The sequence below is a fragment of the Streptomyces sp. NPDC058295 genome (genome assembly GCF_042880655.1).
GTDB classification, from domain to species: domain Bacteria; phylum Actinomycetota; class Actinomycetes; order Streptomycetales; family Streptomycetaceae; genus Streptomyces; species Streptomyces coriariae.
Genome location: NZ_JBHVYO010000043.1, coordinates 39,137 through 64,893, shown reverse-complemented (window position 1 = coordinate 64,893; position 25,757 = coordinate 39,137). Strand labels below are relative to the sequence as shown.

At 73.5% G+C, this 25,757-nt stretch carries 20 protein-coding genes and 3 pseudogenes; 15 read left to right on the top strand and 8 right to left on the bottom strand.

Annotation, left to right across the window (positions count from 1 at the left end):
* Positions 1–296: 296 nt before the first annotated feature.
* The 6 genes from ACFVYS_RS34370 to mug all read left to right on the top strand — a co-directional run bounded on the left by ACFVYS_RS34370 (position 297) and on the right by mug (position 6,304).
* Positions 297–722, top strand: a complete 426-nt coding sequence (locus ACFVYS_RS34370) for a GNAT family N-acetyltransferase (protein ID WP_389508498.1) — start codon at positions 297–299, stop codon at positions 720–722.
* A gap of 187 nt (positions 723–909) precedes the next feature.
* Positions 910–2,250, top strand: a complete 1,341-nt coding sequence (locus tag ACFVYS_RS34365) for a hemolysin family protein (protein WP_389508497.1) — start codon at positions 910–912, stop codon at positions 2,248–2,250.
* Entirely contained in the window at positions 2,247–3,278 is a 1,032-nt protein-coding gene (locus tag ACFVYS_RS34360) for a hemolysin family protein (RefSeq protein ID WP_389508495.1), read from the top strand. Before ACFVYS_RS34365 ends, ACFVYS_RS34360 begins: the two co-directional genes overlap by 4 nt.
* Positions 3,279–3,346: 68 nt before the next feature.
* Positions 3,347–4,126, top strand: coding sequence for an SGNH/GDSL hydrolase family protein (locus ACFVYS_RS34355; RefSeq protein ID WP_389508494.1), 780 nt, complete (start codon positions 3,347–3,349; stop codon positions 4,124–4,126).
* Positions 4,127–4,319: 193 nt separating this feature from the next.
* Entirely contained in the window at positions 4,320–5,762 is a 1,443-nt protein-coding gene (gene purB / locus ACFVYS_RS34350) for an adenylosuccinate lyase (RefSeq protein ID WP_389508492.1), read from the top strand.
* Positions 5,759–6,304: a G/U mismatch-specific DNA glycosylase gene (mug, locus tag ACFVYS_RS34345; RefSeq protein ID WP_389508504.1), complete on the top strand. Its 546-nt coding sequence runs from the start codon at positions 5,759–5,761 to the stop codon at positions 6,302–6,304. Before purB ends, mug begins: the two co-directional genes overlap by 4 nt.
* 32 nt (positions 6,305–6,336) lie before the next feature.
* Here the strand turns inward: mug and ACFVYS_RS34340 are convergent, their stop codons facing one another.
* Both ACFVYS_RS34340 and ACFVYS_RS34335 read right to left on the bottom strand, forming a co-directional pair.
* On the bottom strand, positions 6,337–6,708 hold the full coding sequence (locus ACFVYS_RS34340) for a hypothetical protein (protein ID WP_389508490.1): 372 nt from the start codon (positions 6,706–6,708) through the stop codon (positions 6,337–6,339).
* A gap of 57 nt (positions 6,709–6,765) precedes the next feature.
* Positions 6,766–7,041 (bottom strand): annotated as a pseudogene (locus ACFVYS_RS34335) (ABC transporter permease); the annotation flags it as partial.
* On the opposite strand from ACFVYS_RS34335, the pseudogene ACFVYS_RS34330 reads away from it, so the two are divergent.
* Both ACFVYS_RS34330 and ACFVYS_RS34325 read left to right on the top strand, forming a co-directional pair.
* Positions 6,993–7,509, top strand: a pseudogene (locus ACFVYS_RS34330) (DNA-binding response regulator). The pseudogenes ACFVYS_RS34335 and ACFVYS_RS34330 sit on opposite strands and share 49 nt — an antisense overlap.
* 99 nt (positions 7,510–7,608) lie before the next feature.
* Entirely contained in the window at positions 7,609–8,766 is a 1,158-nt protein-coding gene (locus ACFVYS_RS34325; protein ID WP_389508488.1) for an ROK family transcriptional regulator, read from the top strand.
* 127 nt (positions 8,767–8,893) lie between these two features.
* On the opposite strand, the gene ACFVYS_RS34320 is transcribed toward ACFVYS_RS34325, so the two are convergent.
* Positions 8,894–9,655 (bottom strand): GntR family transcriptional regulator, encoded by a 762-nt coding sequence (locus ACFVYS_RS34320; protein WP_314219552.1) that lies wholly within the window; start codon positions 9,653–9,655, stop codon positions 8,894–8,896.
* 341 nt (positions 9,656–9,996) lie between these two features.
* Between ACFVYS_RS34320 and ACFVYS_RS34315 the strand changes: the two genes are divergently transcribed.
* Positions 9,997–10,827, top strand: coding sequence for an alpha/beta fold hydrolase (locus tag ACFVYS_RS34315; protein ID WP_389508486.1), 831 nt, complete (start codon positions 9,997–9,999; stop codon positions 10,825–10,827).
* A gap of 5 nt (positions 10,828–10,832) precedes the next feature.
* On the opposite strand, the pseudogene ACFVYS_RS34310 reads toward ACFVYS_RS34315, so the two are convergent.
* Positions 10,833–11,798, bottom strand: a pseudogene (locus ACFVYS_RS34310) (EamA family transporter); the annotation flags it as partial.
* Positions 11,799–11,845: 47 nt separating this feature from the next.
* On the opposite strand from ACFVYS_RS34310, the gene ACFVYS_RS34305 reads away from it, so the two are divergent.
* From ACFVYS_RS34305 to ACFVYS_RS34295, 3 genes are all read left to right on the top strand, one after another.
* Positions 11,846–13,282 carry a PLP-dependent aminotransferase family protein gene (locus tag ACFVYS_RS34305; RefSeq protein WP_389508484.1) on the top strand — a complete coding sequence of 479 codons (1,437 nt, stop codon included), beginning with the start codon at positions 11,846–11,848 and terminating at the stop codon, positions 13,280–13,282.
* Between the two features lie 194 nt (positions 13,283–13,476).
* On the top strand, positions 13,477–15,063 hold the full coding sequence (locus tag ACFVYS_RS34300; RefSeq protein ID WP_389508482.1) for an alkaline phosphatase D family protein: 1,587 nt from the start codon (positions 13,477–13,479) through the stop codon (positions 15,061–15,063).
* Positions 15,064–15,294: 231 nt separating this feature from the next.
* Positions 15,295–16,671, top strand: a complete 1,377-nt coding sequence (locus ACFVYS_RS34295; RefSeq protein WP_389508502.1) for a GNAT family N-acetyltransferase — start codon at positions 15,295–15,297, stop codon at positions 16,669–16,671.
* Positions 16,672–16,871: 200 nt separating this feature from the next.
* Here ACFVYS_RS34295 and ACFVYS_RS34290 read toward each other — a convergent pair whose 3' ends face one another.
* Positions 16,872–18,095 (bottom strand): trans-sulfuration enzyme family protein, encoded by a 1,224-nt coding sequence (locus ACFVYS_RS34290; RefSeq protein WP_389508480.1) that lies wholly within the window; start codon positions 18,093–18,095, stop codon positions 16,872–16,874.
* A 60-nt stretch (positions 18,096–18,155) separates the two neighbouring features.
* Here ACFVYS_RS34290 and ACFVYS_RS34285 point away from each other — a divergent pair, with 60 nt between their 5' ends.
* On the top strand, positions 18,156–18,647 hold the full coding sequence (locus ACFVYS_RS34285) for an Lrp/AsnC family transcriptional regulator (protein WP_054240412.1): 492 nt from the start codon (positions 18,156–18,158) through the stop codon (positions 18,645–18,647).
* A gap of 33 nt (positions 18,648–18,680) precedes the next feature.
* Positions 18,681–20,372, top strand: a complete 1,692-nt coding sequence (locus tag ACFVYS_RS34280) for a DUF885 domain-containing protein (protein WP_389508478.1) — start codon at positions 18,681–18,683, stop codon at positions 20,370–20,372.
* A 57-nt stretch (positions 20,373–20,429) separates the two neighbouring features.
* Here ACFVYS_RS34280 and ACFVYS_RS34275 read toward each other — a convergent pair whose 3' ends face one another.
* The gene (locus tag ACFVYS_RS34275) at positions 20,430–20,945 is read right to left on the bottom strand and encodes a rhodanese-like domain-containing protein (RefSeq protein ID WP_389508476.1); all 516 of its coding nucleotides are present in this window, start codon (positions 20,943–20,945) and stop codon (positions 20,430–20,432) included.
* Positions 20,946–21,096: 151 nt separating this feature from the next.
* Between ACFVYS_RS34275 and ACFVYS_RS34270 the strand changes: the two genes are divergently transcribed.
* Positions 21,097–21,543, top strand: a complete 447-nt coding sequence (locus tag ACFVYS_RS34270; RefSeq protein ID WP_054240409.1) for an Lrp/AsnC family transcriptional regulator — start codon at positions 21,097–21,099, stop codon at positions 21,541–21,543.
* Here ACFVYS_RS34270 and ACFVYS_RS34265 read toward each other — a convergent pair.
* A complete protein-coding gene (locus ACFVYS_RS34265; RefSeq protein WP_389508474.1) occupies positions 21,504–24,527 on the bottom strand; it encodes an AAA family ATPase in 3,024 nt (1,007 codons plus the stop codon). The two genes, ACFVYS_RS34270 and ACFVYS_RS34265, sit on opposite strands and share 40 nt — an antisense overlap.
* Positions 24,524–25,687, bottom strand: a complete 1,164-nt coding sequence (locus tag ACFVYS_RS34260) for an exonuclease SbcCD subunit D (RefSeq protein WP_389508472.1) — start codon at positions 25,685–25,687, stop codon at positions 24,524–24,526. Before ACFVYS_RS34260 ends, ACFVYS_RS34265 begins: the two co-directional genes overlap by 4 nt.
* Positions 25,688–25,757: the final 70 nt, after the last annotated feature.

Genomic DNA, 25,757 nt, shown 5'->3' with positions numbered 1-25,757 from the left:
GCCACCCGGCCGGGGGGTCGCCCCCGTGATCGCCGGGCCGTGCGCCGAGCGGCGGTCCGGGTACCGGCCGCTTTCGGTCCAGGTATCGGCCGCCTGCGGTCCAGGTATCGGCCGCCTGCCCTGCGGGTACCGGCGCTTGTCGCCCGGGACTGGTCTGCCGTTCCGGGACCCGCTGGCCGTTTCCGGGACCCGCTGTCCGTCCGCGGACCGTCGGCAGGCGTCCGCGGAGCGTCGGCAGGCGTCCGCATGGTGGTAATTCGCGTTCCGGCCGGTTTCTCGCGTGGTGGGATCGGTCCATGACTGATCTGCGGATACGGGCCGCCGGCCCCGAGGACCTGGACAACGTGCTGGCCTTCTGGAAGACCTCCGCCGAGGGCACGAGCATCAGCGACGACCGGAGCGGGGTGGAGCGGCTGGTCGCGCGCGATCCGGGGGCACTGATCCTCGCCGAGCGGGGCGGTGAGCTGGCCGGGACCGTGATCGCCGGGTTCGACGGCTGGCGGTGCCATCTGTACCGGCTGGCGGTGCACCCGGACCAGCGCCGCCAGGGCATCGGCTCGGCGCTGCTGACCGCCGCGGAGGAGCGGTTCGTGCGGCTGGGCGGGCGCCGCGGGGACGCGATGGTGCTCACCCGCAACGAAACGGCGCATCATGCCTGGCGCGCAGCGGGGTACGCGCCCGAGGAGAAGTGGCGGCGCTGGGTGAAGCCGCTCAGCGACTGACCGGAGCCCCCGCACGGGCTCTTTTGCCGATCCTTTACTATTGGGGGGCTGTGCGGACGACCCGCGCGGTCCCCTGATGACTTCATGAAAGGTGTGAGCGTCCGCCCATGGGCGAGCCTCCCAGTATCCCCACGCGACATCGCGCGTCCCTCCCCGCCCTGTCCGATCATGGGACGGAGGTGACCCGATGACCGAAGTCCTGCTCCTCCTGGTGGCGATCCTGCTGTCGCTCGCGTGCGGCGCCTTCGTCGCCGCCGAGTTCTCGCTGACCACGGTCGAGCGCAGCGAACTGGAACGGGCGGTGGAGCGCGGCGAGCGCGGCGCTCCCGGAGCGCTCAAGGCCGTCCGGAACCTCACCTTCCAGCTCTCCGGCGCCCAGCTCGGCATCACCGTCACCAACCTGGTGGTCGGCATGCTCTCCGAGCCGTCGATCGCCAAGCTGATCGCCGGGCCGCTGGAGTCGCTGGGTCTGTCGAGCACCACGTCGAGCTCCGTCGCGCTGGTGCTGGGCACGGCCCTGTCGACCGTGTTCCTTATGGTCGTCGGCGAACTCGTGCCCAAGAACTGGGCGATCTCCTCCCCGCTGGCCGTCGCCAAGCGCGTGGGCAACGCGCAGCGGTGGTTCAGCGCCGCGTTCCGGCCCTTCATCACCCATCTCAACAACGCCGCGAACCGCATCGTGCGCCGCTTCGGCGTGGAGCCCACCGAGGAACTCGCCGCCGCGCGCGGCCCCCAGGAGCTCGCGGCCCTGGCCCGGCACTCCGCGAAGGAGGGCGCCCTGGAGGCGGACACCGCGGAGCTGTTCGTGCGCACGCTGAACCTGGCCGATCTGACCGCGGAGAACGTGATGACCCCGCGCGTCCAGGTCATCGCCCTCGACGCGGCGGCGACCTGCGAGGACGTGGCGAACGCGACCCGGGCGACGGGCCTGTCCCGGTTCCCGGTGTACCGCGGCAACCTCGACTCGGTCGTGGGCACCGCGCACATCAAGGACGTGCTGGCGATCCCGGCGGAGCGCCGACCGCGCGTCCCCGTCTCGGAGATCATGCGTGAGCCGCTCCTCGTGCCCGAGTCGCTGACCGTGGACCGGCTGCTGGACCGGCTGTCCGGCAAGCGGACGATGGCCGTGGTCATCGACGAGTACGGCGGCACGGCGGGCGTCGCGACGCTGGAGGACATCGTCGAGGAGGTCGTCGGCGAGGTGCGCGACGAACACGACCCGCACGAGACGTCCGACCTGGCAGCCGTGGGCAAGGACGACGAGGGCCGCACGCTCTACTCGGCCGACGGCGCCGCCCGCACCGACCAGCTCGCGCGCGTGGGCCTGCACACCCCCGAGGGGCCGTACGAGACGCTCGCCGGCCTGCTGGCCACCGAGCTGGGCCGGATACCGGAGGTCGGCGACACCATGGAGGTCGCGGGCTGGCGCATGGACGTGGTGGACGCCTCGGGCCGGCGGGCCGCGCGCGTGCTGCTGCACGCGCCGCTCGCCCCGTCCGAGGGTTTTGAACAGGAGGCCGGGAAGTGATCGCCGTCCAGTTGCTGATCGCACTGGCGACCCTCGTCGTCAACGCGTTCTTCGTCGGCGCCGAGTTCGCGCTGATCTCCGTACGCCGCTCCCAGATCGAGCAGTACCTCGAAGGCGGCGCGAAGGGCGCGCAGGGCGACCGGCGCGCCAAGAGCGTGCTGTGGGGTCTCCAGCACGTGTCCGCCCTGATGGCGGCCGCGCAGCTCGGTATCACCCTGTGCACGCTGATCCTCGGTGTGGTCGCCGAACCTGCCATCGCGCACCTGCTGGAACCGGCGTTCCACGCGGTGGGCGTGCCCGAGGGCGCGGGACACGCGGTCTCCTTCGTGATCGCGCTGGCGGCCGCGACCTATCTGCACATGCTGCTCGGCGAGATGGTGCCGAAGAACATCGCGCTCGCGGAGCCGGTGCGCAGCGCGCTGCTGCTGGGACCGCCGCTGGTCACGCTGGCCCGGGCGCTGCGCCCGGTGATCTTCGCGATCAACGCCTTCGCGAACGGCCTGCTGAGACTCCTGCGGATCGAGACCAAGGACGAGGTCGCCGCGGCCTTCTCGGACGCGCAGCTCGCCCAGATCGTCAAGGACGCGGGGGAAGCGGGTCTCATCGACGACCGCGCCCTGGAGCGGCTGCATGACGCCCTGGAGCTGGGGCGCCGCCCGGTGCGTGATGTCGTCCTGCCGCTGGAGCGGGTCGTCTACGCGCGCGTGGGCGTCACTCCGGAGGAGCTGGAGCGGCTGGCGGCGGAGTCCGGGTTCTCCCGGTTCCCCGTGGTGGACGAGGGGCGCCGGATCGTCGGTTACCTGCACGTGAAGGACGCGCTGGACGCCTCGCCCCGGGACAGGGCGTTCCGGCTGGGCGACATGCGGCCCATCGCGCGCGTGCGGGAGGCGACTCCGCTGGACGACGTCCTGACCGCGATGCGGGGCACCCGTACGCATCTGGCGGCCGTACTCGGCTCGGACGGGCGGCTGTCCGGTCTGGTGACCATGGAGGACGTGTTGCGGGAGCTGTTCGGGCAGCGGGCGTGAGGCCGCGGAGGTGCGGCCGGAGGTGACCGACCGCTGGGTATGAGACTCGGGCTACCATCGATGTCGCCATGCAGACGAATCCCACACACACCAGCCTGGTCGCGATCGGCGACTCCTTCACCGAGGGCATGTCGGACCTGCTGCCCGACGGCTCCTACCGGGGCTGGGCGGACCTCCTCGCCGCCCGGATGGCCGCCCACACCCCCGGCTTCCGGTACGCCAACCTGGCGGTGCGCGGCAAGCTGATCGGACAGATCGTCGAGGAACAGGTGCCGGTCGCCGCCGCGATGGGCGCCGACGTGATCACCCTGGTCGGCGGCCTCAACGACACCCTGCGCCCCAAGTGCGACATGGGCCGCGTGAAGGGCCTGCTGACGGAGGCCGTGGAGCGCCTGACCCCCGCGTGCAAGGAGCTGGTGCTGATGCGCAGCCCCGGCCGGCAGGGGCCGGTCCTGGAGCGGTTCAGGCCGCGCATGGAGGAGCTGTTCGTGCATGTCGAGGAGCTCGCGGGGCGGCACGGCGCACTCGTCGTCGACCTGTACGGCGCCCCCTCCCTCGGCGACCCGCGCCTGTGGGACATCGACCGGCTGCACCTGACGGCGGAGGGCCACCGCCGGGTCGCCGAGGCGGTCTGGCAGAGCCTCGGGCACGACCCGGAGGACACCGAGTGGCACACGCCGATGCCGGCCACGCTGCCTCCGGGCTGGGCGGCGCGCCGCGTCGCCGACGCGCGGTTCGCCCGGCAGTACCTCCTCCCCTGGATAGGCCGCCGTCTGACCGGCCGGTCCTCCGGGGACGGCCTGCCGCCGAAGCGGCCCGACCTGCTGCCGTACGAGAGTCAGGCGTAGGAGTTTCCGTACGCGTTTCCGTCAGCGTTCCCTACGCGCGCGGACGACCGGCCACGCGGCCGGAGCCGGGGCGACCCCACCGAGCAGGGCGGGGTGACGCCGGGCAGCAGGGTGGGGTGACGCCGGTCTCGTAGGTTCCGCCGAACGAGGCCGTGGCGCTGGCCTGCACGAATCGCCAGTAGAATCCGTACACGTGACTTCCGCTCCCGCCAAGCCCCGTATCCCCAACGTGCTCGCCGGACGCTACGCCTCCGCCGAGCTCGCCACGCTCTGGTCGCCCGAGCACAAGGTGAAGCTGGAGCGTCAGCTCTGGCTCGCCGTGCTGCGGGCTCAGAAGGACCTCGGGATCGAGGTGCCGGACGCGGCGATCTCCGACTACGAGCGTGTCCTCGACACCGTCGACCTGGCCTCCATCGCCGAGCGCGAGAAGGTCACCCGGCACGACGTGAAGGCCCGGATCGAGGAGTTCAACGACCTCGCCGGCCATGAGCAGGTCCACAAGGGCATGACGTCCCGCGACCTGACGGAGAACGTCGAGCAGCTCCAGATCCGGCTCTCGCTGGAGCTCGTCCGCGACCGCACGGTGGCCGTGCTCGCGCGTCTCGGCAAGCTGGCCGGCGAGTACGGCGAGCTCGTCATGGCCGGGCGCTCGCACAACGTGGCCGCGCAGGCCACGACTCTCGGCAAGCGGTTCGCGACCGCCGCCGACGAGCTGCTGGTCGCGTACGGCCGCGTCGAGGAGCTGCTCGGGCGTTACCCGCTGCGCGGCATCAAGGGCCCGGTCGGCACCGCCCAGGACATGCTCGACCTGCTCGGGGGCGACGCCGCCAAGCTCAGCGAGCTGGAGGACCGGATCGCCGGTCACCTGGGCTTCTCGCGGGCGTTCACGTCCGTCGGCCAGGTCTACCCGCGGTCGCTGGACTACGAGGTCGTCACCGCGCTGGTGCAGCTCGCGGGGGCGCCCTCCTCGCTGGCGAAGACGATCCGGCTGATGGCCGGGCACGAGCTGGTGACCGAGGGGTTCAAGCCCGGCCAGGTCGGCTCCTCCGCGATGCCGCACAAGATGAACACCCGCTCCTGCGAGCGCGTGAACGGCCTGATGGTCATCCTGCGCGGCTACGCGTCGATGACCGGCGAGCTGGCGGGCGACCAGTGGAACGAGGGCGACGTGTCCTGCTCGGTGGTGCGCCGGGTCGCGCTGCCGGACGCGTTCTTCGCGCTCGACGGACTGCTGGAGACGTTCCTGACGGTGCTCGACGAGTTCGGCGCCTTCCCGGCGGTCGTCGCCCGGGAGCTGGACCGCTATCTGCCGTTCCTCGCCACCACCAAGGTGCTGATGGGCGCGGTGCGCGCGGGCGTCGGCCGTGAGGTCGCGCACGAGGCGATCAAGGAGAACGCCGTCGCCTCGGCGCTGGCGATGCGCGAGCAGGGTGCGGAGCGCAACGAGCTGCTGGACAAGCTGGCCGCCGACGAGCGGCTCCCGCTCGACCGCGCCCGGCTGGACGCGCTGATGGCCGACAAGCTGTCCTTCACGGGTGCCGCGGCGGCCCAGGTGGCCACGGTCGTCGGCCGCGTCGAGGAGATCGTGAAGCAGCGTCCGGAGGCGGCCGGTTACACCCCTGGAGCGATCCTCTGACGCGCTTCACCCAGGCGGAGCTGGAGGCCGCCCGCGACCGTCTCGTACCGGACGTCGTCGCGGGCGGCCTGCGCGTGCTGTTCTGCGGCATCAACCCGGGCCTGATGACGGCGGCGACCGGTCACCACTTCGCCCGCCCGGGCAACCGCTTCTGGCCGGTGCTGCACCTGTCCGGCTTCACCCCGAGGCTGCTGAAGCCCGCCGAGCAGCAGGAGTTGCTGTCCTACGGTCTCGGCATCACGAACGTGGTGGCGAGGGCGACCGCGCGGGCCGACGAGCTCACGGCCCGGGAGTACCAGGACGGCGGGCGGCTGCTGGCGGAGAAGGTGACCCGGCTGAAGCCCCGCTGGCTGGCGGTGGTGGGCGTGACCGCGTACCGGGCGGCCTTCGACGACCGCAAGGCGGCGGTGGGCCCGCAGGAGCGGCTCATCGGGGACACCCGCGTATGGGTGCTGCCGAATCCCAGCGGGCTGAACGCCCACTGGACGGCGGCGACGATGGCGGAGGAGTTCGCGCGGCTGCGGGTGGCGGCGCAGGACTGAGGGTCCCGTCCCGGGACGTCGTGCCGGGGGCCTCAGGGCGGGTCGGTCTCGGTGACGACCAGGAGGAGCTGGATCTCGTCGCACGGGTCGAGATCGGCGACGCCCAGGGCCACCCAGCGGTCGTGCTCCTCCGCCCGCCAGAGGTACACGTCCCCCACCCGGAGGCTCAGCTCGGCCCAGGGCTCGGGTATCTCCTCGGTCCCGGTCCGCAGCCGGACCGTCTGCAGCCCGACGTGGTCCGGATCTCCCCATCTCACGGTCAGTTTCCCCGCCAGGTGCTCCTTCTCCTCGTGGAACCGCTCCACCTCCGCGCGACGCACCGCGGTGTCCGCGACCGTGAGGCCGTGACTGGTCACCAAGGCCGTCGTACCGTGACCGGGTCCGAGGTACCTGTCGATGTCCATGAGTTCCAGTAAACCCGCCACCACTGACAATTGGCGGTCCGTCAGCCGGCCTGCCGCTCAGGCATCCCTTCGCCGTATCCGCCACGCCCCTGCGCCGACCGGCGTCGCCGTCCACAGGGCCGTCGCCGCGAGCCCCGTCCGCGGCCCCAGCGGGCCCTCCCACCTGCTGTGCAGCACGACTTGGCCGACTCGGTCGGGCAGCAGGTCCGCGTCGTTGCCGCTCATGTCGCCGAAGAAGACGAAGGACACGATCAGTAGGAACGGCACGAGGATGCCCAACACGGCTGTCCCGCTGCGCAGTACGGCCGTCAGGCCCGCCGCGAGCAGCGCCACGGTCGGTCGACGAGCCGCCGAAGATCCTCGTCGTGACGACCTTCCAGAGCGACCAGTACGTGTACGAGCGACCAGTACGTCTACGAGGCGCTGCGCGCGGGTGCGAACGGGTTCCTGCCGAGGCGGTTCCGGGCCGCCGAGATCGTGCACGCGGTGCGCCTGGTCGCCGAGGGCGGGTCGCTGCTGTTCGCGGCGTCGGTGCGGCGCCCGGCCGCCGAGTACGGCGACCGCGGAGGCGATCGGGCGGCCCGGGACACCCTGAAGCGGGCCGGGCCGACCGAGCGGGGGCCGAGGTGCTGCGGCTGACGGCACGCGGGATGTCGTACCCGGAGATCGCCGCCCGGCTCGTCGTCGTCGGCGGAGACGGTCAAGCCCCATGCCGGGGCGGTGCCGGCGAAGCTCGGAGCACACAACCGGACGCGGGCGGTGATCACGGCGTACGAGTCGGGGTTCGGCGCGCCGGGGTGAGCGAGCGCCGGTAGATATCGGTACGGATTCCTTACTCGCCGGGGTACGTCCCGCCGAGTACGATCCGCCCAACACGCGCACGAGCTGGAAGGACGGACGTTGGGGCAGCTGACCGGCGGGGATCCCTCGCTGCTGCGAAGGATCAATTCCGCGGTGGTGCTGCACGCTCTGCGTGCCGCGGACTGCGCGACGCTCACGGAGATCACCCGCATGACGGGCCTGTCCCGGCCGACCGTCGAGGGGGTCGTCGAGGATCTCATCGGGGCCGGGCTCGTCGTCGAGAAGGCGGCCGACGAGAGTGTCGCCCGGCGGCAGGGGCGGCCCGCGCGGCGGTTCCGGTTCCGGGCGGAGGCCGGGCACCTGCTGGGGCTGGAGATCGGCTCGCACCGGGTGGCCGCGCTGCTGTCCGACCTGGACGGCCGGATACTGGGCGCGCAGGCCAAGGAGGTCGACGAGGCGGCACCGGCGGACGAACGGCTGGAGCGGCTGCGTACGGCCGTCGCCGAGCTGCTCCGCCGGGCGGGGGTCCCGCGCAACTCGCTGCGGGCGGTGGGGGTCGGCACGCCCGGGATAGTGGAGGCGGACGGGACGGTACGGCTCGGCACCGCGCTGCCCGAGTGGACGGGGCTGCGGCTGGGTGAGCGGCTGAGCCGTTCCTTCAAATGTCCGGTGCTGGTGGAGAACGACGCCAACGCGGCGGCCGTGGCCGAGCACTGGAAGGGCTCGGCCACCGAGTCCGACGACGTCGTCTTCGTGCTGGCCGGGCTGAGCCCGGGCGCCGGCTCACTGATCGGGGGCCGGCTGCACCGGGGATACGGCGGGGCGGCCGGGGAGATCGGCGCGCTGCATCTGCTGGGCCGGGAGGTGACGCCGGAGACGCTGCTGTCCATGACGGACGAGCCGTTGCATCCGCTGGACGAGCAGGCGGTCGCCGAGGTGTTCGCGCAGGCCCGCGGGGGCGACCGGCAGGCCCGGGCTGCGGTGGACCGTTTCATCCAGCGGCTCGTCCACGACGTGGCCGCGCTGGTCCTGGCGCTCGATCCGGAGCTGGTCGTGGTGGGCGGCTGGGCGGCCGGTCTGGACGGTGTGCTGGAGCCGCTGCGCAACGAGTTGGCGCGCTACTGTCTGCGCCCGCCGAAGGTGGCCCTGTCGCTGCTCGGTGAGGCGGCGGTGGCGACGGGAGCGCTACGGCTCGCCCTCGACCATGTCGAGGAGCAGCTGTTCGCGGTCGAGGGGACGGTGACGGCGCGGCGGTGACCGGCCGTCACGGGTGAAACGCGACGCGCCCCGGTGGAGTTCCGGGGCGCGGCGGGGTGTCCGCCCGGTGACCGGGTGCAGGCTGTTCAGGGAGCCTGCCGTATCCGGCCCGCGGGCGACGCGGTGTTCAGGAGGCCTGGCGCTCCGGGCCGTGGTGTATCTCCACACCGCCGGACGCGCCGAACGTCAGTCGGCAGGTGTCCGCGCGGTAGGTCGCGACGGAGAGCGCCGCGGTGCGTCCCCCGGCGAAGAAGCGGGTGGTGACGACGAGGACGGGGGCGCCGGGGAGGCGGTCGAGTTCCCGGGCGTCGTCCGCGCGGGCCGAGCCCAGCTCCACGGCGCGGTCCTGGCCCTCCAGTTCCAGGCGCTGGAGCTCGCGCAGCACCGCACGCGCGCGTGCCGCCTCGGAGGGGGTGTCGATCGCGGTGAGGTCGGGCACCGACGCCACCGGGACGTAGAGCAGTTCGGCGGCGACGGGCTGGCCGTGCGAGACCCGTGAGCGGCGCACGATGTGCACGGCCTGGTCGCGCGCGGTCTCCAGGGCGGTGGCGACGACCGCGGGCGGAGCCGCGAGCGTGCAGTCGACGGCCTGCCAGGCGTCGTCGCCGGTGCCCGGCCAGACCTGCTGGTCGTTGCCGACGGCGACGCCCATCCGCGGCGGGGCGACGGTGGTGCCGACGCCACGGCGGCGCTGGAGCCGGCCCTCCAGTTCGAGCTGCTCCAGTGCCTGACGGAGCGTGGCACGGGCGACGCCGAAACGGGCGGCCAGGTCACGCTCGTTGGGCAGGATCTCGCCCACGGTGAATTCCGAGTCGAGTGCCTCGCTGAGCACGGTCTTGAGATGCCAGTACTTCGGTTCCGGTACCGATTCCAGCTGCGTGGTCCCCACCCTGTCCTCCGCAATCGCCGTGGTCCGGCGGCGTTTTTCGCGCCCTTGTTTATTAAAGGTTGTTGTACTTCTCTGCGACCATAGGGCGGCCCCCACCCTTGGTCAAGACCAATCCTCGGTCCCTCTGGAGGACGACAGGTGTCCGACAGAAAAGCGTTCACGGCGCGTTCGTACGGGCGCGTCTTCGTGACACTCCGGCAAGGTCCGCTTAGTAAAGGGCGCCCCGAGGAGGAGGGGTCGTGCGGTTCACTCTCAGGGGCTACCCGTCGGTAGCTATTGCTGACAAGCTGTCTACGGCGTCCGCCGGCCGGTCCACGGCCCGTCCAGTCGAGGAGCTCCTCATGTCCGCCACCGTCTCCTTCACGGTCCCCTCCCCCAGTGGCCCGCTGCCCGTCACCGTCTCCTACGCGCGCGCGGGCCGGGGCGAGCCGCTGCTCCTGCTGCACGGCATCGGACACCACCGGCAGGCCTGGGACCCGGTGGTGGACATCCTCGCCGCCGAACGCGAGGTCATCGCCGTGGACCTGCCCGGCTTCGGCGTGTCCCCGCCCCTGCCGGACGGACTGGCCTACGACCTGCCCACGACGGCCGCCGTGTTCGCCGCCTTCTGCGAAGCGCTGGAGCTCGACCGACCCCATGTCGCGGGCAACTCCCTCGGCGGACTGCTCGCCCTGGAACTCGGCCGCGAGAAGCTCGCACGGTCCGTCACCGCGCTGTCCCCCGCCGGGTTCTGGTCACAGGCCGAGCGCCGCTACGCCTTCGGCGTCCTGCTCACGATGCGCCAGATCTCGCGCCGGATGCCGCTGCCCCTCGTCGAGCGGATGGCGCGCAGCGCGGCCGGCCGTACGGCCCTCACCAGCACCATCTACGCCCGCCCCAGCCGGCGTTCACCCGAGGCCGTGGTCTCCGAGACGCTGGCCCTGGCCCGGGCCACCGGGTTCGACCAGACCCTGCGGGCCGGCGCCACGGTCCGGTTCACCGACGACCTCCCCGGAGTACCGGTCACGCTCGGCTGGGGCACCCGCGACTGGCTGCTGGTGCGCCGCCAGGGCGTCCGGGCCAAGCGGATCATTCCCGCCGCGCGCCTGGTGCGGCTGCCCGGTTGCGGTCACGTCCCGATGAGCGACGACCCGGCGCTCGTCGCGCGCGTGATCCTCGACGGCAGCCGCTGACGTCCTGGGGGCACGCCGCAACACCCCGGCCCCCAGGGCGACTCCGGCCCCGACAAGGGCGCTCCCCACGCCCTGGGCGGGGCCGTAGGAGCCCGTTCCGACGAGCGGGGCGGTGCAGGCCGCCGCCACCGGGATGAGCCCGGAGAAGAGCGTGGCGCGCTCCGCGCCGATCCGCTGCATGCCCATGTACCAGCACACGAAGCCGACGACGGTGACGACGGCCGCCTGCCACAGCAGCGCGGCGGCCTCCGTGCCGTCCGGCCGCCGCAGCCACGCGCCGCCGTCGATCAGCAGACCGGTCGCCGCGGCCTCGGCCGGCGGCGCCGCCCCCCCCGGGGGGGGCAGCGGCCGGGGGCCGGCCACGCGCCGCGTACCAAACGCAGCCCGGGCGCCGGGCCCGCGCCCGCGGCGACCGCACACACCGTGGCGGACAGCAGCCGTGGCCCGAGAACCCGCAGGACGGGCACGGCCAGCACCGCGAAGCCGACCTCCCCGGCCAGCGCGCAGACCGAGTAGGCGATGCCCGCGCCGTCCGTGCGCCCCCACCCCTGCACCGTGAACGCGCCGACGGCCACCAGCGACGCCCCGGCCAGCACCGGACGGCGGGGCCGCCGTCCCTCCAACAGCGGGACGACGACCGCCACGACGACGGGCGCGCAGCCCACGAGTACGCCGGGGACGGCGGGTTCCGCCGAGCGCTCGGCGGCCAGCACCGCCACGTTGAAGCCGACCATCCCGACGGCCGCGAGCAGCGCCAGGCGCAGCCACAGCCGGCGGGACAGCGCGCGCAGCCGGAGCCCGGCCCCCGCCCCCACCAGGGGCACGAGCAGCAGACAGGCGAGGCCGTAGCGCAGGGCCTGGCCGCCCGCGTACGGATAGTCGCCGAGGACGCTGTTGGCGGTGAACGATCCTCCGACGAGGAGGCAGGCGAGCGCGGCGAGCAGGGACCCGCGCAGGGTGGTCGCGTTCATGAAAGTGACGCTAGGAGCGGCGGCGGTCCCGGTTAAGGTCCACTTCCATGACGCCATCGGGGACCAATCCCGGCCCGCGGCCCGGGTCGGCAGCCTGGGAACTGCTGCTGCCGGCCGTCTCGGCCCCGCCGCGCGCGCGTGGCCGCGCGCTCCAGGCCGCTCTGCGCGACGCGGTGCGCTCGGGACGGCTCGCGCAGGGCACCCGCCTGCCGTCGAGCCGCGATCTCGCCGCCGATCTCGGCGTCTCGCGCGGGCTGGTGACGGAGGCGTACGAGCAGTTGACGGCCGAGGGCTACCTGCGCAGCGGCCGCGGCGCGGGAACCTGGGTGAGCGGCGCCGTCCGGGCGGCCCGGCCACGCGCGCGGGACCTCGCTCCGCGGGCCCCGGGGACACCGGCCGACTTCGTGCCGGGCACCCCGGACCTGTCGCTGTTCCCGCGCGCCGCCTGGGCCGCCGCGCAGCGGGGTGTGCTGGCCGAGCTGCCCCACCACGATCTCGGCTATCCCGACCCGCGCGGGCTGCCCCGGCTGCGCACCGCGCTCGCCGGACTCCTCGCCCGCCGCCGGGGCGTGGTCGCCGACCCGGAGCGCCTCGTCATCGTCTCCGGGGTGGCCCAGGCGACGGCGCTGCTCGGGCTCGCGCTGCACGCGCGCGGGACGGACACCGTCGGCGTCGAGGACCCCGGGAGCCCCCGGCACAGCGCTCTGTACGCGGCGGCGGGTGTCACCGCCGTACCGCTGGCGCTCGACACCGAGGGGCTGGCCGTGGATCCGCTCAGGTCGTCCGGGGTACGGGCCGTGGTGACGACGCCCGCGCACCAGTTCCCCACCGGGATCGCGTACTCCGCGCGGCGGCGCGCCGAACTGCTCGACTGGGCGAGGTCCGTGGACGGTTTCGTGGTCGAGGACGACTACGACGGCGACTTCCGTTACGACCGCGCTCCCGTGGGCGCGCTCCAGGGCCTGGACCCCGAGCGCGTGGCCTACACCGGGTCGGTCAGCAAGTCGCTCGCACCGGGACTGCGGCTCGGCTGGCTGCTCGTTCCCGAGGCGCTGGCCGAGGAGGTCGTGGAGCGCAAGCGGACGATGGACCTCGGCCATCCCACGCTCGACCAGGCGCTGTTCGCCCGGTTCGTGGAGCGCGGCGACTACGACCGTCAGCTGCGCCGCTGCCAGCGGGCCTACCGGGAGCGCCGGGACGCGCTGGTGGGCGCGCTCGGGGAGCACTTCCCCGGGGCGCGGGTGTCCGGGATCGCGGCGGGGCTGCATGTCATCGCCGAGTTTCCGGGACGGTACGGGCCGCGGGAACGGTTCCTCGCGCGGACGGCCGCGGCGGGCGTCGAGGTGCGTGCGCTGGCGGAGTACGCACACGCGCGTGCCGTGCGGGACGCGCGCATCCGTCTCGTCCTCGGCTACGCGCAGATGTCGCCCGCGCGCATCCGGGACGGCGTACGGCTGATGGCGGAGGCCGTCGCGGGCGGGTGACACCGACGGGCGACACGGGCAGGTGACACGGATGGGCGATACCGACGGGCGATACGGGCGGGTGACGCAGGCCGTGCGCGTCGGATCCCGGGTGCGCGCGGTCAGTTGTTCACTTGTGGTTTCCGTGTGCGCTGCGGCGCACCAGTAGTTGTGGCTGTGCACACCGGCCGGTTCCCGCCCCTGGAGGCCCTTCCATGTCACCCAGTCCGTTTCCCGGGCGCCGCAGCGTCCTGCGCGGCTCGCTCGCCGCTTCCGCGGCCCTGACCCTGCCCGCCGCCGTCGGCGCGGCACCCGCTTTCGCGCTGTCCGGGCGGCCCAAGGCGGGTTGGGGTGTGCAGGCCGGGGACGTGACCTCCGACTCCGGGCTGGTGTGGGTGCGCTCCGACCGTCCGGCGCGGATGGTCGTCGAGACCGCGGCCACCGAGTCGTTCCGCGGGGCCCGCCGCTGGCACGGTCCGCTGCTCGGCGCCGGTACGGACTTCACCGGCACCACCCGGCTGCACGGGCTGCCCGCCGGCGAGCAGATCCACTACCGGGTGCTCCTCGCCGACCCGGACGACCCGCGGCGCACCGGGGAGCCGGTGACCGGTACCTTCCGCACCGCGCCCCTCGGGCGTCGGCACGGCGTGCGCTTCCTGTGGTCGGGAGACCTCGCGGGCCAGGGCTGGGGCATCAACCCCGAGCTCGGCGGTTACCGCATCTACGACGCGATGGCGAAGCTCGATCCCGACTTCTTCCTGTGCAGCGGCGACAACATCTACGCCGACGGCCCGATCGCGGCGACCCAGGCGCTGCCCGACGGCACCCTCTGGCGCAACGTCACCACCGAGGAGAAGTCCAAGGTCGCCGAGACGCTCGCCGAGTTCCGCGGCAACTTCCGCTACAACCTGCTCGACGAGAACCTGCGCCGCTTCAACGCTCAGGTGCCGTCCGTCATCCAGTGGGACGACCACGAGGTCCGCAACAACTGGTACCCCGGCGAGGTGATCGCCGACTCCGACGCCCGCTACACGGAGAAGAGCGTCGACGTGCTCGCGGGGCGCGCCCGGCGGGCGTTCGGCGAGTACTTCCCGATCTCGACCCTGCGTCCGGGCGCGAAGGAGGGCCGGGTCCACCGGGTCGTGCGCCACGGGCCGCTGCTGGACGTGTTCGTGCTGGACATGCGGACGTACCGCAACGCCAACTCGCCGGACGACCAGCTCGTGGACCCGCAGGGCATCCTCGGCGCCGAGCAGCTGGAGTGGCTGAAGCGGGAGCTCTCCCGGTCGCGCGCGGTGTGGAAGGTGATCGCCGCCGACATGCCGCTCGGCCTGGTGGTGCCCGACGCCACCGAGGGCAGGGCGAACATCGAGGCCGTCGCGCAGGGCGACCCGGGCGCGCCGCTGGGCCGTGAGCTGCAGATCGCCGAGCTGCTGCGGTACATCAAGCACCGCCGGATCACCGGCACGGTGTGGCTGACGGCCGACGTCCACCACACCTCCGCGCAGCACTACCAGCCCTCGCGGGCCGCGTTCGGCGACTTCGAGCCGTTCTGGGAGTTCGTCTCCGGCCCGCTCAACGCGGGCGCCTTCCCGGCCAGCGCGCTGGACAACACCTTCGGTCCGGAGCGGGTGTTCGTGAAGGCGCCGACCGCGTCGAACGTGTCGCCCGCCGGCGGCTACCAGTTCTTCGGCGAGGTCGACATCGACGGCGGCAGCGGGGAGCTGACGGTGCGTCTGCGCGAGCAGGACGGGACCGTGCTGTTCACACAGGTGCTCCAGCCGGGACGGGTCGGCCAGTAGTCCGCGTCCCGTACCCTCGGACACGTGCCGCGCACCGGCGTCATCCCCTGGTGCGCGGCACAGTCGTGACACCCCGTACGCGGCGTGATCGTAGAAGAATTAACAAAACGGGCATTGGTAACCTTTACCCATCAGTCACAAACCGTTCGTGATCACGCAACACCGTTCCTCCACAGTGGCTGCATGACTCGAGACATGTCTGATGTGACGCGTGCGAAACGCGGACGCCCTGTGCACCACTGGCGACGGGACGTGGTGGAACTCGCCGCGCTGTTCACCGCGGTCGCGGTGGCCGACGGGGTGGCGAACCTGGTCGGCCACGGACCCGACGGTCCGGCGCTGCTGGCCGTCTCCGCGGCCTTGCTCGTCGCTACGGCCGGTTTCCACACCTGGTGGGCACGGCGCCACGGTCACGCGCCCCCCACAGGCGATACCGACGCCCGGCCGCGCTCCGAGGAGCCGCAGGCCGGGCCGTCCGAACTCCCCTCCCAGGTCGCCGAGGAGAGCGCCCTGTGGCGGATGCGGACGACGGTGAAGGACGCCCCGGGGTCACTGGCCGCGCTCTGCGCGGCGCTCGCCGGCCACCGGGTGGACATCCTGAGCCTGCAGACGCACCCGCTGGGCGAGGAGACCGTGGACGAGTTCCTGCTGCGCGCCCCGGGCGCCCTTTCGGCGGCCGAGATCACCCGGGCCGTGGCACGGGCGGGCGGCAACGGCACCTGGATCGAGCGGGCCGACGCCCACGACCTGGTGGACGCGCCGACCCGGGTCCTCGGCCTGGCCACCCGAACGGCTCTCGACGCGGCTGAACTACCCTTGGCACTGCGTCAGTTGCTGGGCCGCTGCACGATCCGTTCGCTGCCCGCCGCGCCGGGTGGCAGCGGCCGTGGGCAGGAGGGCGTGCCCGTGGAGGGCGTACTGGAGGACACCGTGATGCGCCTGCGGGCGCCGGAAGGCGGAGTGATCACCGTGGAGCGGCCGTATCTGCCGTTCACCCCGACCGAGTTCGCCCGCGCGCGTGCGCTGGTGGAGCTGGACGCCCGGCTCGGCCCGCGGGTGCCGCGCGGCCAGGACGTACTGACGCTGCCCGAGGGCAACGCCATCACCGTGCGCCGGGCCGAGCCCGGCGACCTGGCGGCGGCCAAGGCGATGCACGACCGGTGCTCCTCGCGCACGCTGGGGATGCGCTACCACGGGCCCGTCGGCGACGCCGACCGCTATCTCAGGCACCTGCTCAGCCCCCGCTTCGGCCGCACCCTCGCCGTGCAGACCCCGTCGGGGCGGGTCGTCGGCCTCGGTCACCTGCTGTGGGACGGCGACGAGACGGAGGTCGCCCTGCTGATCGAGGACCAGTGGCAGCGGCGCGGCATCGGCGCCGAACTGCTCGGCCGGCTGGTGGCGATGGCCGTCGAGGCGGGCTGCGAGAGCGTCTACGCCGTGACGCAGGCATCCAACACCGGCATGGTCGCCGCCATGCGCGGGCTCGGCCTGCCCCTCGACTACCAGATCGAGGAGGGCACCCTGGTCATCACCGCACGCCTGGACGGCGCCGCGAGCCGGGCGCGGGCAGGCTCCGGGCGGTACGACGAGCGCGTCGCACGCGACTGAGTCACGCAGCACCACGCGGCCCGGCGGTGCGACCACACCGCCGGGCCGTCCGCATACGGACCGCCGTTCACGGACCGCCGTTCACGGACCGCCGTGCCCCGACTGCCGTACACGAACTGCCGCACCCGCATCGCCGTATCCGGACCGCGCTACACGGACCGCCGCACCCGCATCGCCGCCTATCGGTTCGCCGCCCGCGGTCACACGACGGCGGCTCCGCGCCCCGCCGGGGCGGCCGTGGCGTCCGCCGCGCCGAGTGCCCCGCGCAGGTCGTCCCACAGGTCCTCGACGTCCTCCAGACCGACCGAGAGCCGCAGCAGCCGGTCGCTCACGCCCGCGCCCCGGCGCTCGTGCGCGTCCACGATGCGATGGCTGATGGACGCCGGGTGCTGGATGAGGGTGTCGACGCTGCCCAGACTGACGGCCGGGGTGATCAGCCGGACCCCCGCGATCACCTCGTGCGGGTCGCCGTGGACCTCGAAGGCGATCATCGCGCCGCCGATCCGCGGATAGTGGACGCGGGCCACCCGCGGGTCGGCGGCCAGCCGCCGGGCCAGGTCGGCGGCGGTCGCGGAAGCGGCCCGCACCCGCACCGGGAGCGTCGACAGGCCCCGCAACAGCAGATAGCCGGCCAGCGGATGCAGGACGCCGCCGGTGGCGAACCGTATCTGCCTAAGCCGGCCGGCGAACTCCTCGTCGCAGGCGACCACGCCCCCCAGCACGTCCCCGTGTCCGCCCAGGTACTTGGTGGCGCTGTGCAGGACGAGCCGCGCGCCCCGCTCGGCGGGTCGCTGGAGCACGGGCGTCGCGAAGGTGTTGTCCGCGAGCAGCGGGACCGAGCCGCAGGCGTGGGCGACAGCCCGCAGGTCGACCTCGGCGAGCGTCGGGTTGGCCGGCGTTTCGACCATGACGAGACCGGTGTCCGGGCGCAGCGCGTCGGCGATCCCGGCCGGGTCGGTCCAGGTGACCTCCGAGCCGAGCAGCCCGGCGGTCAGCAGGTGGTCGCTGCACCCGTAGAGAGGGCGCACGGCGACAACGTGCCGCAGCCCCGTCGAAGCACGCGCGAGCAGCACCGCGCTGAGCGCCGCCATCCCGCTGGCGAACGCGACCGCGCTCTCGGTGCCTTCGAGACGGGCGAGGGCCGTCTCGAAACGGGCGACCGTCGGGTTGCCCAGCCGGCCGTAGACGGGCGGTCCCTCCGGCTCCGCGCCCGTCGTGGCGAACGCGTCGATGCGGGCGGCCTCGCCACGGCTGTCGAACGACGGGTAGGTGGTGGACAGGTCGATCGGCGGGGCGTGCAGGCCCTGGCGGGCCAGGTCGTCCCGCCCGGCGTGCACGGCCTCGGTGGCCAGTGCGCGGGGCGCTCTCGACGCGGGTCGGCGTACGTCGTCGTACGCGTGCGTGCTCGCTGAGGCTGAGTCCATGGATCGCAGGGTGAACATCGAACGGGGTCGTGTAATCGAACACCGTGCTACGTTCGGCCAATGGCTGAATCCGTCGTACTGGACCCGGTCGATCTCCAGCTGCTGCGGCTGCTCCAGAACGACGCCCGGACCACCTACCGCGACCTCGCGGCGCAGGTCGGGGTCGCGCCGTCGACGTGTCTGGACCGGGTGACGCGGCTGCGCCGCTCGGGTGTGATCCTCGGTCATCAGCTGCGGCTCGATCCGGCCAAACTGGGGCGTGGCCTCCAGGCACTGCTGTCGGTACAGGTCAGGCCGCACCGGCGGGAGTTGGTGGGGCCCTTCGTGGAGCGGATCCGGGGGCTGCCGGAGGCGCTCACCGTCTTCCACCTCACCGGGCCCGACGACTATCTCGTCCATGTCGCCGTCGCGGACATGGCGGATCTGCAGCGGCTGGTGCTGGACGAGTTCACCTCGCAGCGGGAGGTGGCCCGGGTCGAGACGCGGCTGATCTTCCAGCAGTGGGAGTGCGGACCGCTGCTGCCGCCGACGACTTCGGGACAAACCGCGTGACGTGCGCCACTGCCTCGTACGAGGATGGAGCCCATGTCACAGACCAGCAGCCCGCTTCCCCGCGAGGTCGCCGACGCGTATGTCGACGACCTCATCGCCCTCGACCCGGTGACCGGCACCTACCTCGGCGTACAGGAGAGTTCGAGCCGTCTGCCCGACTACTCGCCCGCCGGCCTGGAGGCGCTCGCGCAGCTCGCGCGGGACACCCTGGCCCGGCTCGACGAGGCGGAGCGGAGGCCCGGCGCGGAAAGTGACATCGAGCGCCGGTGCGCACGCCTGCTGCGCGAGCGCCTGACCGCGGAACTCGGCGTGCTCGAGACCCACGAGGGACTGCGCCTTGTGGGCAACATGGCCACGCCTCCGCACAACGTGCGCGAGGTGTTCACCGTGACGCCCACCGAGACCGAAGCGGACTGGGCGGCGGTCGCCGAGCGGCTGCGCGGGGTGCCGGCGGCCCTCGCGGGCTACCGGGAGTCCCTGGCGCTGGGCCTGGAGCGCAAGCTGTACGCGGCGCCGCGGCCGACCGTCACGTTCGTCGGACAGCTCACCGAGTGGTCGGACACGGACGGCGAGGGCCGCGGCTGGTTCGAGGACTTCGTGTCCACCGGGCCGGACGCCCTGCGCGCCGAGCTGGACGAGGCCGCCCGCACGGCGACCGCGGCCGTCGTGGAGCTGCGGGACTGGATGCGGGACGTCTACGCGCCGACGATCGAGGGCGCGCCGAACACGATCGGCCGGGAGCGGTACGCCCGTGCGTCGCGCTACTTCAACGGCACCGATCTCGACCTCGACGAGGCGTACGCGTACGGCTGGGCGGAGTACCACCGGCTGCTCGCCGAGATGAAGAAGGAGGCCGAGAAGGTCCTGCCGGGGGCGGAGACCCCCTGGGTGGCGCTGGCCCATCTCGACGAGCACGGCGCGCACATCGACGGCGTCGACGAGGTCCGCGACTGGCTCCAGGGCCTGATGGACCAGGCGATCGAGCAGCTCGACGGCACGCACTTCGAACTCGCCGACCGGGTACGGAAGGTGGAGTCGCGGATCGCCCCGCCCGGCGGCGCGGCCGCCCCGTACTACACGCCTCCGACGGAGGACTTCTCGCGGCCGGGCCGCACCTGGCTGCCGACGATGGGGCAGACCCGCTTCCCGGTCTACGACCTCGTCTCGACCTGGTACCACGAGGGCGTCCCCGGTCACCACCTCCAGCTGGCGCAGTGGGCGCACATCGCCGGGAACCTCTCCCGTTACCAGGCCTCCGTAGGGCTCGTCAGCGCCAACGTCGAGGGCTGGGCGCTGTACGCGGAACGGCTGATGGACGAGCTCGGCTTCCTCACCGACGCGGAGCAGCGGCTCGGTTACCTGGACGCGCAGATGATGCGGGCGGTGCGGGTCATCGTCGACATCGGCATGCACCTGGAGCTGGAGATCCCGGCGGACTCCCCCTTCCACCCCGGCGAGCGCTGGACCCCGGAACTGGCCGAGGAGTTCTTCGGCGGGCACAGCAGCCGCCCCGCGGACTACGTGGAGAGCGAGCTGACCCGCTATCTGACCATGCCCGGCCAGGCCATCGGCTACAAGCTCGGCGAACGGGCCTGGCTGCTGGGCCGGGAGAAGGCCCGCGAGCGCCACGGGGATGCCTTCGACCTCAAGTCCTGGCACATGGCGGCCCTTTCGCAGGGCTCGCTGGGCCTGGACGACCTGGTGGACGAGCTGGCACAGCTCTGAGACTCGATGCGGGGCCGGCACGGCGGGCCGTCGCCGCGCCGGCCCCGAACGGGCTGGTCAGCAGCCGCAGTTCTCCGCGTCGACGGGCGCCGTGAGCGGATCGGCGGCGCGGCGCTCGGCGCCCTCCCAGGTCTCGTACGCGAAGCCCTCCCGCGCCCAGTACTCGAAGCCACCGAGCATCTCCTTGACCCGGTAACCGAGTTCGGCGAGCGCCAGGGCGGCGCGGGTGGCGCCGTTGCAGCCGGGCCCCCAGCAGTATGTGACGACCGGCACGTCCCGGTCGAGGAGCCGCGCGGCCTGCTCGGCGATGAGCGCGGTGGGCAGGTGGACGGCGCCCGGGATGTGACCCTGGTCCCAGGACTCGGTGGAACGGCAGTCCAGGACGACGAAGCCGGGGTCACCGCCCGCGGCGAGTGCCGCCGCCACGTCGGAGACGTCGGCGTGGAAGGCGAGGCTCGCCCGGAAGTGGGCGGCGGCCTCGGCCGGGGCCGCGGGGGCGACGCGCAGGACGGGGTTGACCGTGGTCGCGGCGGCCGTGCCGGTCATGGCGGTGAGCGGGGTCATGGGGGTCATCGCGGGGGCCCTCCCGTGGGGTTCCGGCTGGTCACTGCTTTCGGCGAGCTTTCGGTGAGCAGAAATCTACGACCGGCGATCCCTCTCCCTGAAGAGGCGTTCCCCGGCCTGAACCTTGCCCCGCCGGGGATTCCCCTGCTATCTCTCGCTCATGACCGCGTATTCCCCGGACGCCACCGACTGGCGCATTCTCGAGGTCCTCCAGCGCGAGGGCCGGGCCAGTTTCGCCGACCTGGCACGTGCCGTGGCGATGTCGGCGAGCGCCGTCACCGAGCGGGTGCGGCGGCTGGAGGAGGCGGGTGTGATCCAGGGGTACGCGGCCGTGGTGGACCCCGAGCGGCTGGGGTTGCCGATCCTGGCCTTCGTGCGGCTGCGCTACCCCAACGGCAACTACAAGCCGTTCCACGACCTGGTGGCCGTCACGCCCGAGATCCTGGAGGCACACCACGTGACGGGCGACGACTGCTTCGTGATCAAGGTCACCGCCCGTTCTATGCGGCACCTCGAAGAGGTGTCGGGCAAGATCGGCGCGCTGGGGTCGGTGACGACCAGCGTCGTCTATTCGTCGCCGCTCCCCAGGCGGCCGCTGGGCCGGTAGCCCCGCTGCCGCACCAGTGACCCCGATCTCCCCTTGACGACCTCCAGCTGGGCGTGGATCCGCCGCCGCAGGTCGGCGACATGGCTGACGATGCCGACGCTGCGGTCGCGTTCGCGCAGCGAGTCGAGGACGTCGAGGACCTCGTCGAGGGTCTGGTCGTCGAGGCTGCCGAACCCCTCGTCGATGAAGAGGGTGTCGAGGCGGACCCCGCCCGCCTCGTCGGTCACGACGTCGGCGAGACCGAGGGCGAGGGCGAGCGAGGCGAAGAAGGTCTCGCCGCCCGACAGCGTGGCCGTGTCCCGCTCGCGCCCGGTCCAGGCGTCGACGACGTGCAGTCCGAGCCCGCTGCGGCCGCGCCCGGCCCGGTCGTCGGAGTGCACCAGGGTGTAGCGCCCCGAGGACATGCGCTGGAGACGGACGGTCGCGGCGGCGGCCACCTGCTCCAGCCGTGCGGCCAGCACGTACGCCTCCAGGCGCATCTTGCGCTCGTTGTCGGCGGAGGTGCCGGCGGTGAGACCGGCCAGCCGGGCCACCCGGTCGTACTCCTCCCGCAGCGGCCCGAGCCGACGGACGCCGTCGCTCGCGCGCGCGGAGAGCTGGTCGAGTTCGGCACAGCGGCGGGCGGCGGCGTCCTGGGCGGAGGCGGCCGTGCGCAGCCGCTCGGCCGCGGCGGCCGCCGCCTGTTCCGCGGCCGCGAGGTCGGCGGGCGGCAGCTGGGCCGCCGCCACGGTGTCGGGTTCGGCGAGGACGGCCCGTACGGCGGCCTCCTCGGTCTGCCGGGCGTCCAGCCGCCGTTGCAGCTCACGGTGGGCGGTGTCGTCGAGGAGGGCGTCGGCGGCGGCCCGCGGGGTGTCGAAGCCGGCCCGGAACGCGGCTTCGTCGAGGCGCCCGTCGGCTGCCTTGAGACGCTCGGCGCTTCCTTCGGCGACGCGGACGGAGTCGGCCGCTTCGGTGAGCCGTGCCGCCAGCCCCTCCAGTTCGGCGGCCCGCGCGGCGACGCTCTCCGCGGACCCCCGGGCCTGCCTCAACTCCTCCTCCAGGGCGACCCGTTCGCGCTCCAGGCGCTCCCGGTGGCCCACCCGGGACGCGGTCCGCACCGCGGCTTCGCGCTGCGCCGCCGTACGGCGCTCATGCTCCTGCTCGGCATGGCGCAGCTCCTCCCGCGCGGGGTGCAGCGCGGAGGCCTCCCGGCGCGCCCGCGCGTAGCTCTCCTCGCCCTCCTGGGCCTCGGCGGCGAGCCGGTCCGTCGGGGTGTCGCCCGCCTCGGCGGTCGCGGCGGCGAGCGCCTCGCGCACGAGGCCGAGTTCGCGTTCGTCCTGGGCGTGCCGTTCCTCCGCGCGCCGGGAGGCGGTGAGCGCCCCTTCCTCGGTCTCACGGTCGACGTGCCCCGCGACCTTGCGGGCGGGCGCGGGGTGCTCGGTGGCGCCGCAGACGGCGCACGGTGTCCCGTCGGCGAGGGTGGCGGCCAGTTCGGCGGCGATGCCGTTCAGGCGCTGTTCCTTGAGGTCGAGCCAGTGCGCGCGGGCCGTCTGCGCCTGCTCGCCGGAGGCGAGGGCCTTGCGCTGCGCGGCCTCCAGATCGCGGGCCAGCTCGTCGCGCAGCCGGGCCGCCTTCAGGCGCCGCTGCATGGGCTCGCGCCGGCCGTCGAGCTGTTCGGCGCGGGCGGCGGCCTCCTGGGCGCCCTCGATGCGGGCCCGGAGACCCGCGCGGACGGCCTCCCAGTCCGCGAGCCAGGCCTCGGTCTCCGTCAGGACGTCCTCGTCGTCGCGCTCCCGCCGGTCCAGGTCGGCCCGCTCGGCGACGAGACCGGCCAGCCGCCGCTCGCCCCGGCGGGCCGATTCCAGCCCGCCCAGTTCCTCGGCGGTCCGGCGGGCCGCGGCGGCGAGCCCGGCGGCGCCGGCTTCCGCGAACCGCCGCGGCAGCAGATCCCGCGCGCGTGCCGCGCGCGCCGAGGCCCTGGTGTGCTCGGTGTCGGCGGCCTCGCGCAGCTCCAGCGCCGGCGCCACCGACTCGGCCTTGCGCGCCCGCTCCATCCGCGCCTGCGCGTCCCGATGGTCGCCCGCCCGCTCCTCCAGCACGGCGGCTCGCTCGCGCGCGTCGGCGAACCGCCGCTGGAGCCGGGCCCGTTCGCGTACGTCCGTCAGGGCGTGCTCGGCGGCCGCCTGCGCGGACTCTGCGGCGAGGCGGCCGCAGTGGGCGGTGGTCAGCAGCTCACGGGAGGTGCTGCGAGCGACGGCGGCCGCGGCCAGCACCGCCTCGGCGAGCCCGGGATCCCCCGGGTCGAGCTCGGGCAGCTCCATGGCGTCCCCTGCGACCTGCTGCATCCGGTGGGCGTCGGCGAGCAGCGCGGAGTCGCCCTCACGCACGCGTGCCTCGGTGGTGCGGCGGCGTTCGACGAGGCGCTTCTCGACCTCGGCGAACCGCCGGGTGTCGAAGAGGCGGCCGAGGAGCCGGCCGCGCGCCTCGGCGTCGGCCCGCAGGAAACGGGCGAAGTCGCCCTGGGGCAGCAGCACGACCTGGCAGAACTGCTCGCGGCTCATACCGAGCAGCTGGGTGATCTCCTCGCCGATCTCCTGGTGCGAGCGGCTGAGGTCCTTCCAGGCGCCGGCGGCCGCGTCGTACTCGCGCAGCCAGCTCTGCGCCTTCTCGACCGTCGTGCCCGTGCCACGCTTCTTGGGCCGCTCCCAGGGCGGCTGCCGGGTGACCTCCAGCCGGCGTCCCGCGACGGTGAGTTCGAGGGTGACCTCGGTGCGGGTGCCGGGTGCCGCGTGGTCGCTGCGCAGGGTCAGGCCCTGGCCGCTCTGCCGGGCGCCGGGCACTGAGCCGTACAGCGCGTAGCAGACGGCGTCCAGGACGGAGGTCTTGCCGGCGCCCGTCGGCCCGTGCAGCAGGAAGATCCCGGCGGCGGAGAGGTCGTCGAAGTCGACGCTCTGAGGGTCGCCGAAGGGGCCGAAGGCCGTCAGGCCGAGCCGGTGCAGCCTCACCGCGCCACCTCCCGTACCGCGTCGTCCGCGCGCACCGCGTCGAAGGCGTCCCGCAGCACGCCCTGCTCACGTGCGTCGGGGCCGGCTCCGCGCACATGGGCCACGAAGTCCTCGGCGATCTCCTGGTCGCTGCGGTCGGCCAGGCGCCGGGCGTACGACACCTCGGGGTCGTCGGGTGCGCGCTCGGGGGCGAAGACGAGGCTGAGCGTGTGCGGGAAGCGCTGGATGAGCCGGGCCATGGGGTCGGCCGGGCGGGCGGCGTCGGTGAGCGTCGCCTCGACCCACGCCTCCTCGTGGCGCGTGAGGGCGGGGTCGGCGAGCAGCTCCTCCAGCGGGCCGCGGACCCGGGCCAGCGCGCGCGGCACCGGGCAGTCGATCCGCTCGGCCTCGACCTCCCCGTCGGCGCCGAGGTCGACGAGCCACATGGTCTTGCGGTGCTCGCTCTCCGAGAAGGAATACGGCAGCGGGGAGCCGGAGTAGCGCACGCGCGCGGTGATGGTCTGGCAGCCGTGCAGGTGTCCCAGTGCGGTGTAGTCGACGCCGTCGAAGACCCCGGCGGGTACCGAGGCGACCCCGCCGACGGTGATGTCCCGCTCGCTGTCGCTGGGCTCGCCGCCGGTGACGAAGGCATGGGCGAGGACGACGGAACGCGTCCCGCGCGCGCGTGCGGCGAGGTCTGCGCGGACCCGGTCCATCGCGGCGGCCAGCACGGTCTCGTGGCCGGCCTTGTCCACGGCGAACTCGTCCTTCACCAGGGCGGGTTCGAGATAGGGCAGGCCGTAGAACGCCACGTCCCCATGGGCGTCGGCGAGCACCACGGGCGTCCCGGCGGCGGACGGGTCGGTGCGCAGATGGATACCGGCCCGCCCGATCAGCCCGGCTCCGACCCCGAGCCGGCGGGCCGAGTCGTGGTTCCCGGAGATCATCACCGTGGGCACGCCGAGGGCGGCGAGCCGGTGCAGCGCGTCGTCGAACAGTTCGACCGCGGCGAGCGGAGGCACCGCGCGGTCGTACACGTCTCCCGACACGACCACCGCGTCGACCTCGCGCTCACGCACGGTCGCGACGAGGTGACCGATGAACTCGGCCTGGGCGCCGAGCATGTTCACCCGGTGGAACGCCCGGCCGAGATGCCAGTCGGAAGTGTGCAGGAGCCTCATGATCCCCGAGATTAACGGCCGGGTCTGACATCACGGGCGGTTACTCCCGTATCGCACCGTCACGTCGACC

Excerpts from the sequence above, each read along its gene's own strand:
- ACFVYS_RS34270 (WP_054240409.1), top strand. The coding sequence starts at position 21,097 with ATGACCGCGTATTCCCCGGACGCCACCGACTGGCGCATTCTCGAGGTC.
- ACFVYS_RS34370 (WP_389508498.1), top strand. The coding sequence starts at position 297 with ATGACTGATCTGCGGATACGGGCCGCCGGCCCCGAGGACCTGGACAAC.
- ACFVYS_RS34355 (WP_389508494.1), top strand. The coding sequence starts at position 3,347 with ATGCAGACGAATCCCACACACACCAGCCTGGTCGCGATCGGCGACTCC.
- ACFVYS_RS34340 (WP_389508490.1), bottom strand. The coding sequence starts at position 6,708 with ATGGACATCGACAGGTACCTCGGACCCGGTCACGGTACGACGGCCTTG.
- ACFVYS_RS34285 (WP_054240412.1), top strand. The coding sequence starts at position 18,156 with ATGGCTGAATCCGTCGTACTGGACCCGGTCGATCTCCAGCTGCTGCGG.
- ACFVYS_RS34280 (WP_389508478.1), top strand. The coding sequence starts at position 18,681 with ATGTCACAGACCAGCAGCCCGCTTCCCCGCGAGGTCGCCGACGCGTAT.
- ACFVYS_RS34260 (WP_389508472.1), bottom strand. The coding sequence starts at position 25,687 with ATGAGGCTCCTGCACACTTCCGACTGGCATCTCGGCCGGGCGTTCCAC.
- ACFVYS_RS34365 (WP_389508497.1), top strand. The coding sequence starts at position 910 with ATGACCGAAGTCCTGCTCCTCCTGGTGGCGATCCTGCTGTCGCTCGCG.
- ACFVYS_RS34290 (WP_389508480.1), bottom strand. The coding sequence starts at position 18,095 with ATGGACTCAGCCTCAGCGAGCACGCACGCGTACGACGACGTACGCCGA.
- ACFVYS_RS34275 (WP_389508476.1), bottom strand. The coding sequence starts at position 20,945 with ATGACCCCCATGACCCCGCTCACCGCCATGACCGGCACGGCCGCCGCG.
- ACFVYS_RS34315 (WP_389508486.1), top strand. The coding sequence starts at position 9,997 with ATGTCCGCCACCGTCTCCTTCACGGTCCCCTCCCCCAGTGGCCCGCTG.
- ACFVYS_RS34300 (WP_389508482.1), top strand. The coding sequence starts at position 13,477 with ATGTCACCCAGTCCGTTTCCCGGGCGCCGCAGCGTCCTGCGCGGCTCG.
- ACFVYS_RS34305 (WP_389508484.1), top strand. The coding sequence starts at position 11,846 with ATGACGCCATCGGGGACCAATCCCGGCCCGCGGCCCGGGTCGGCAGCC.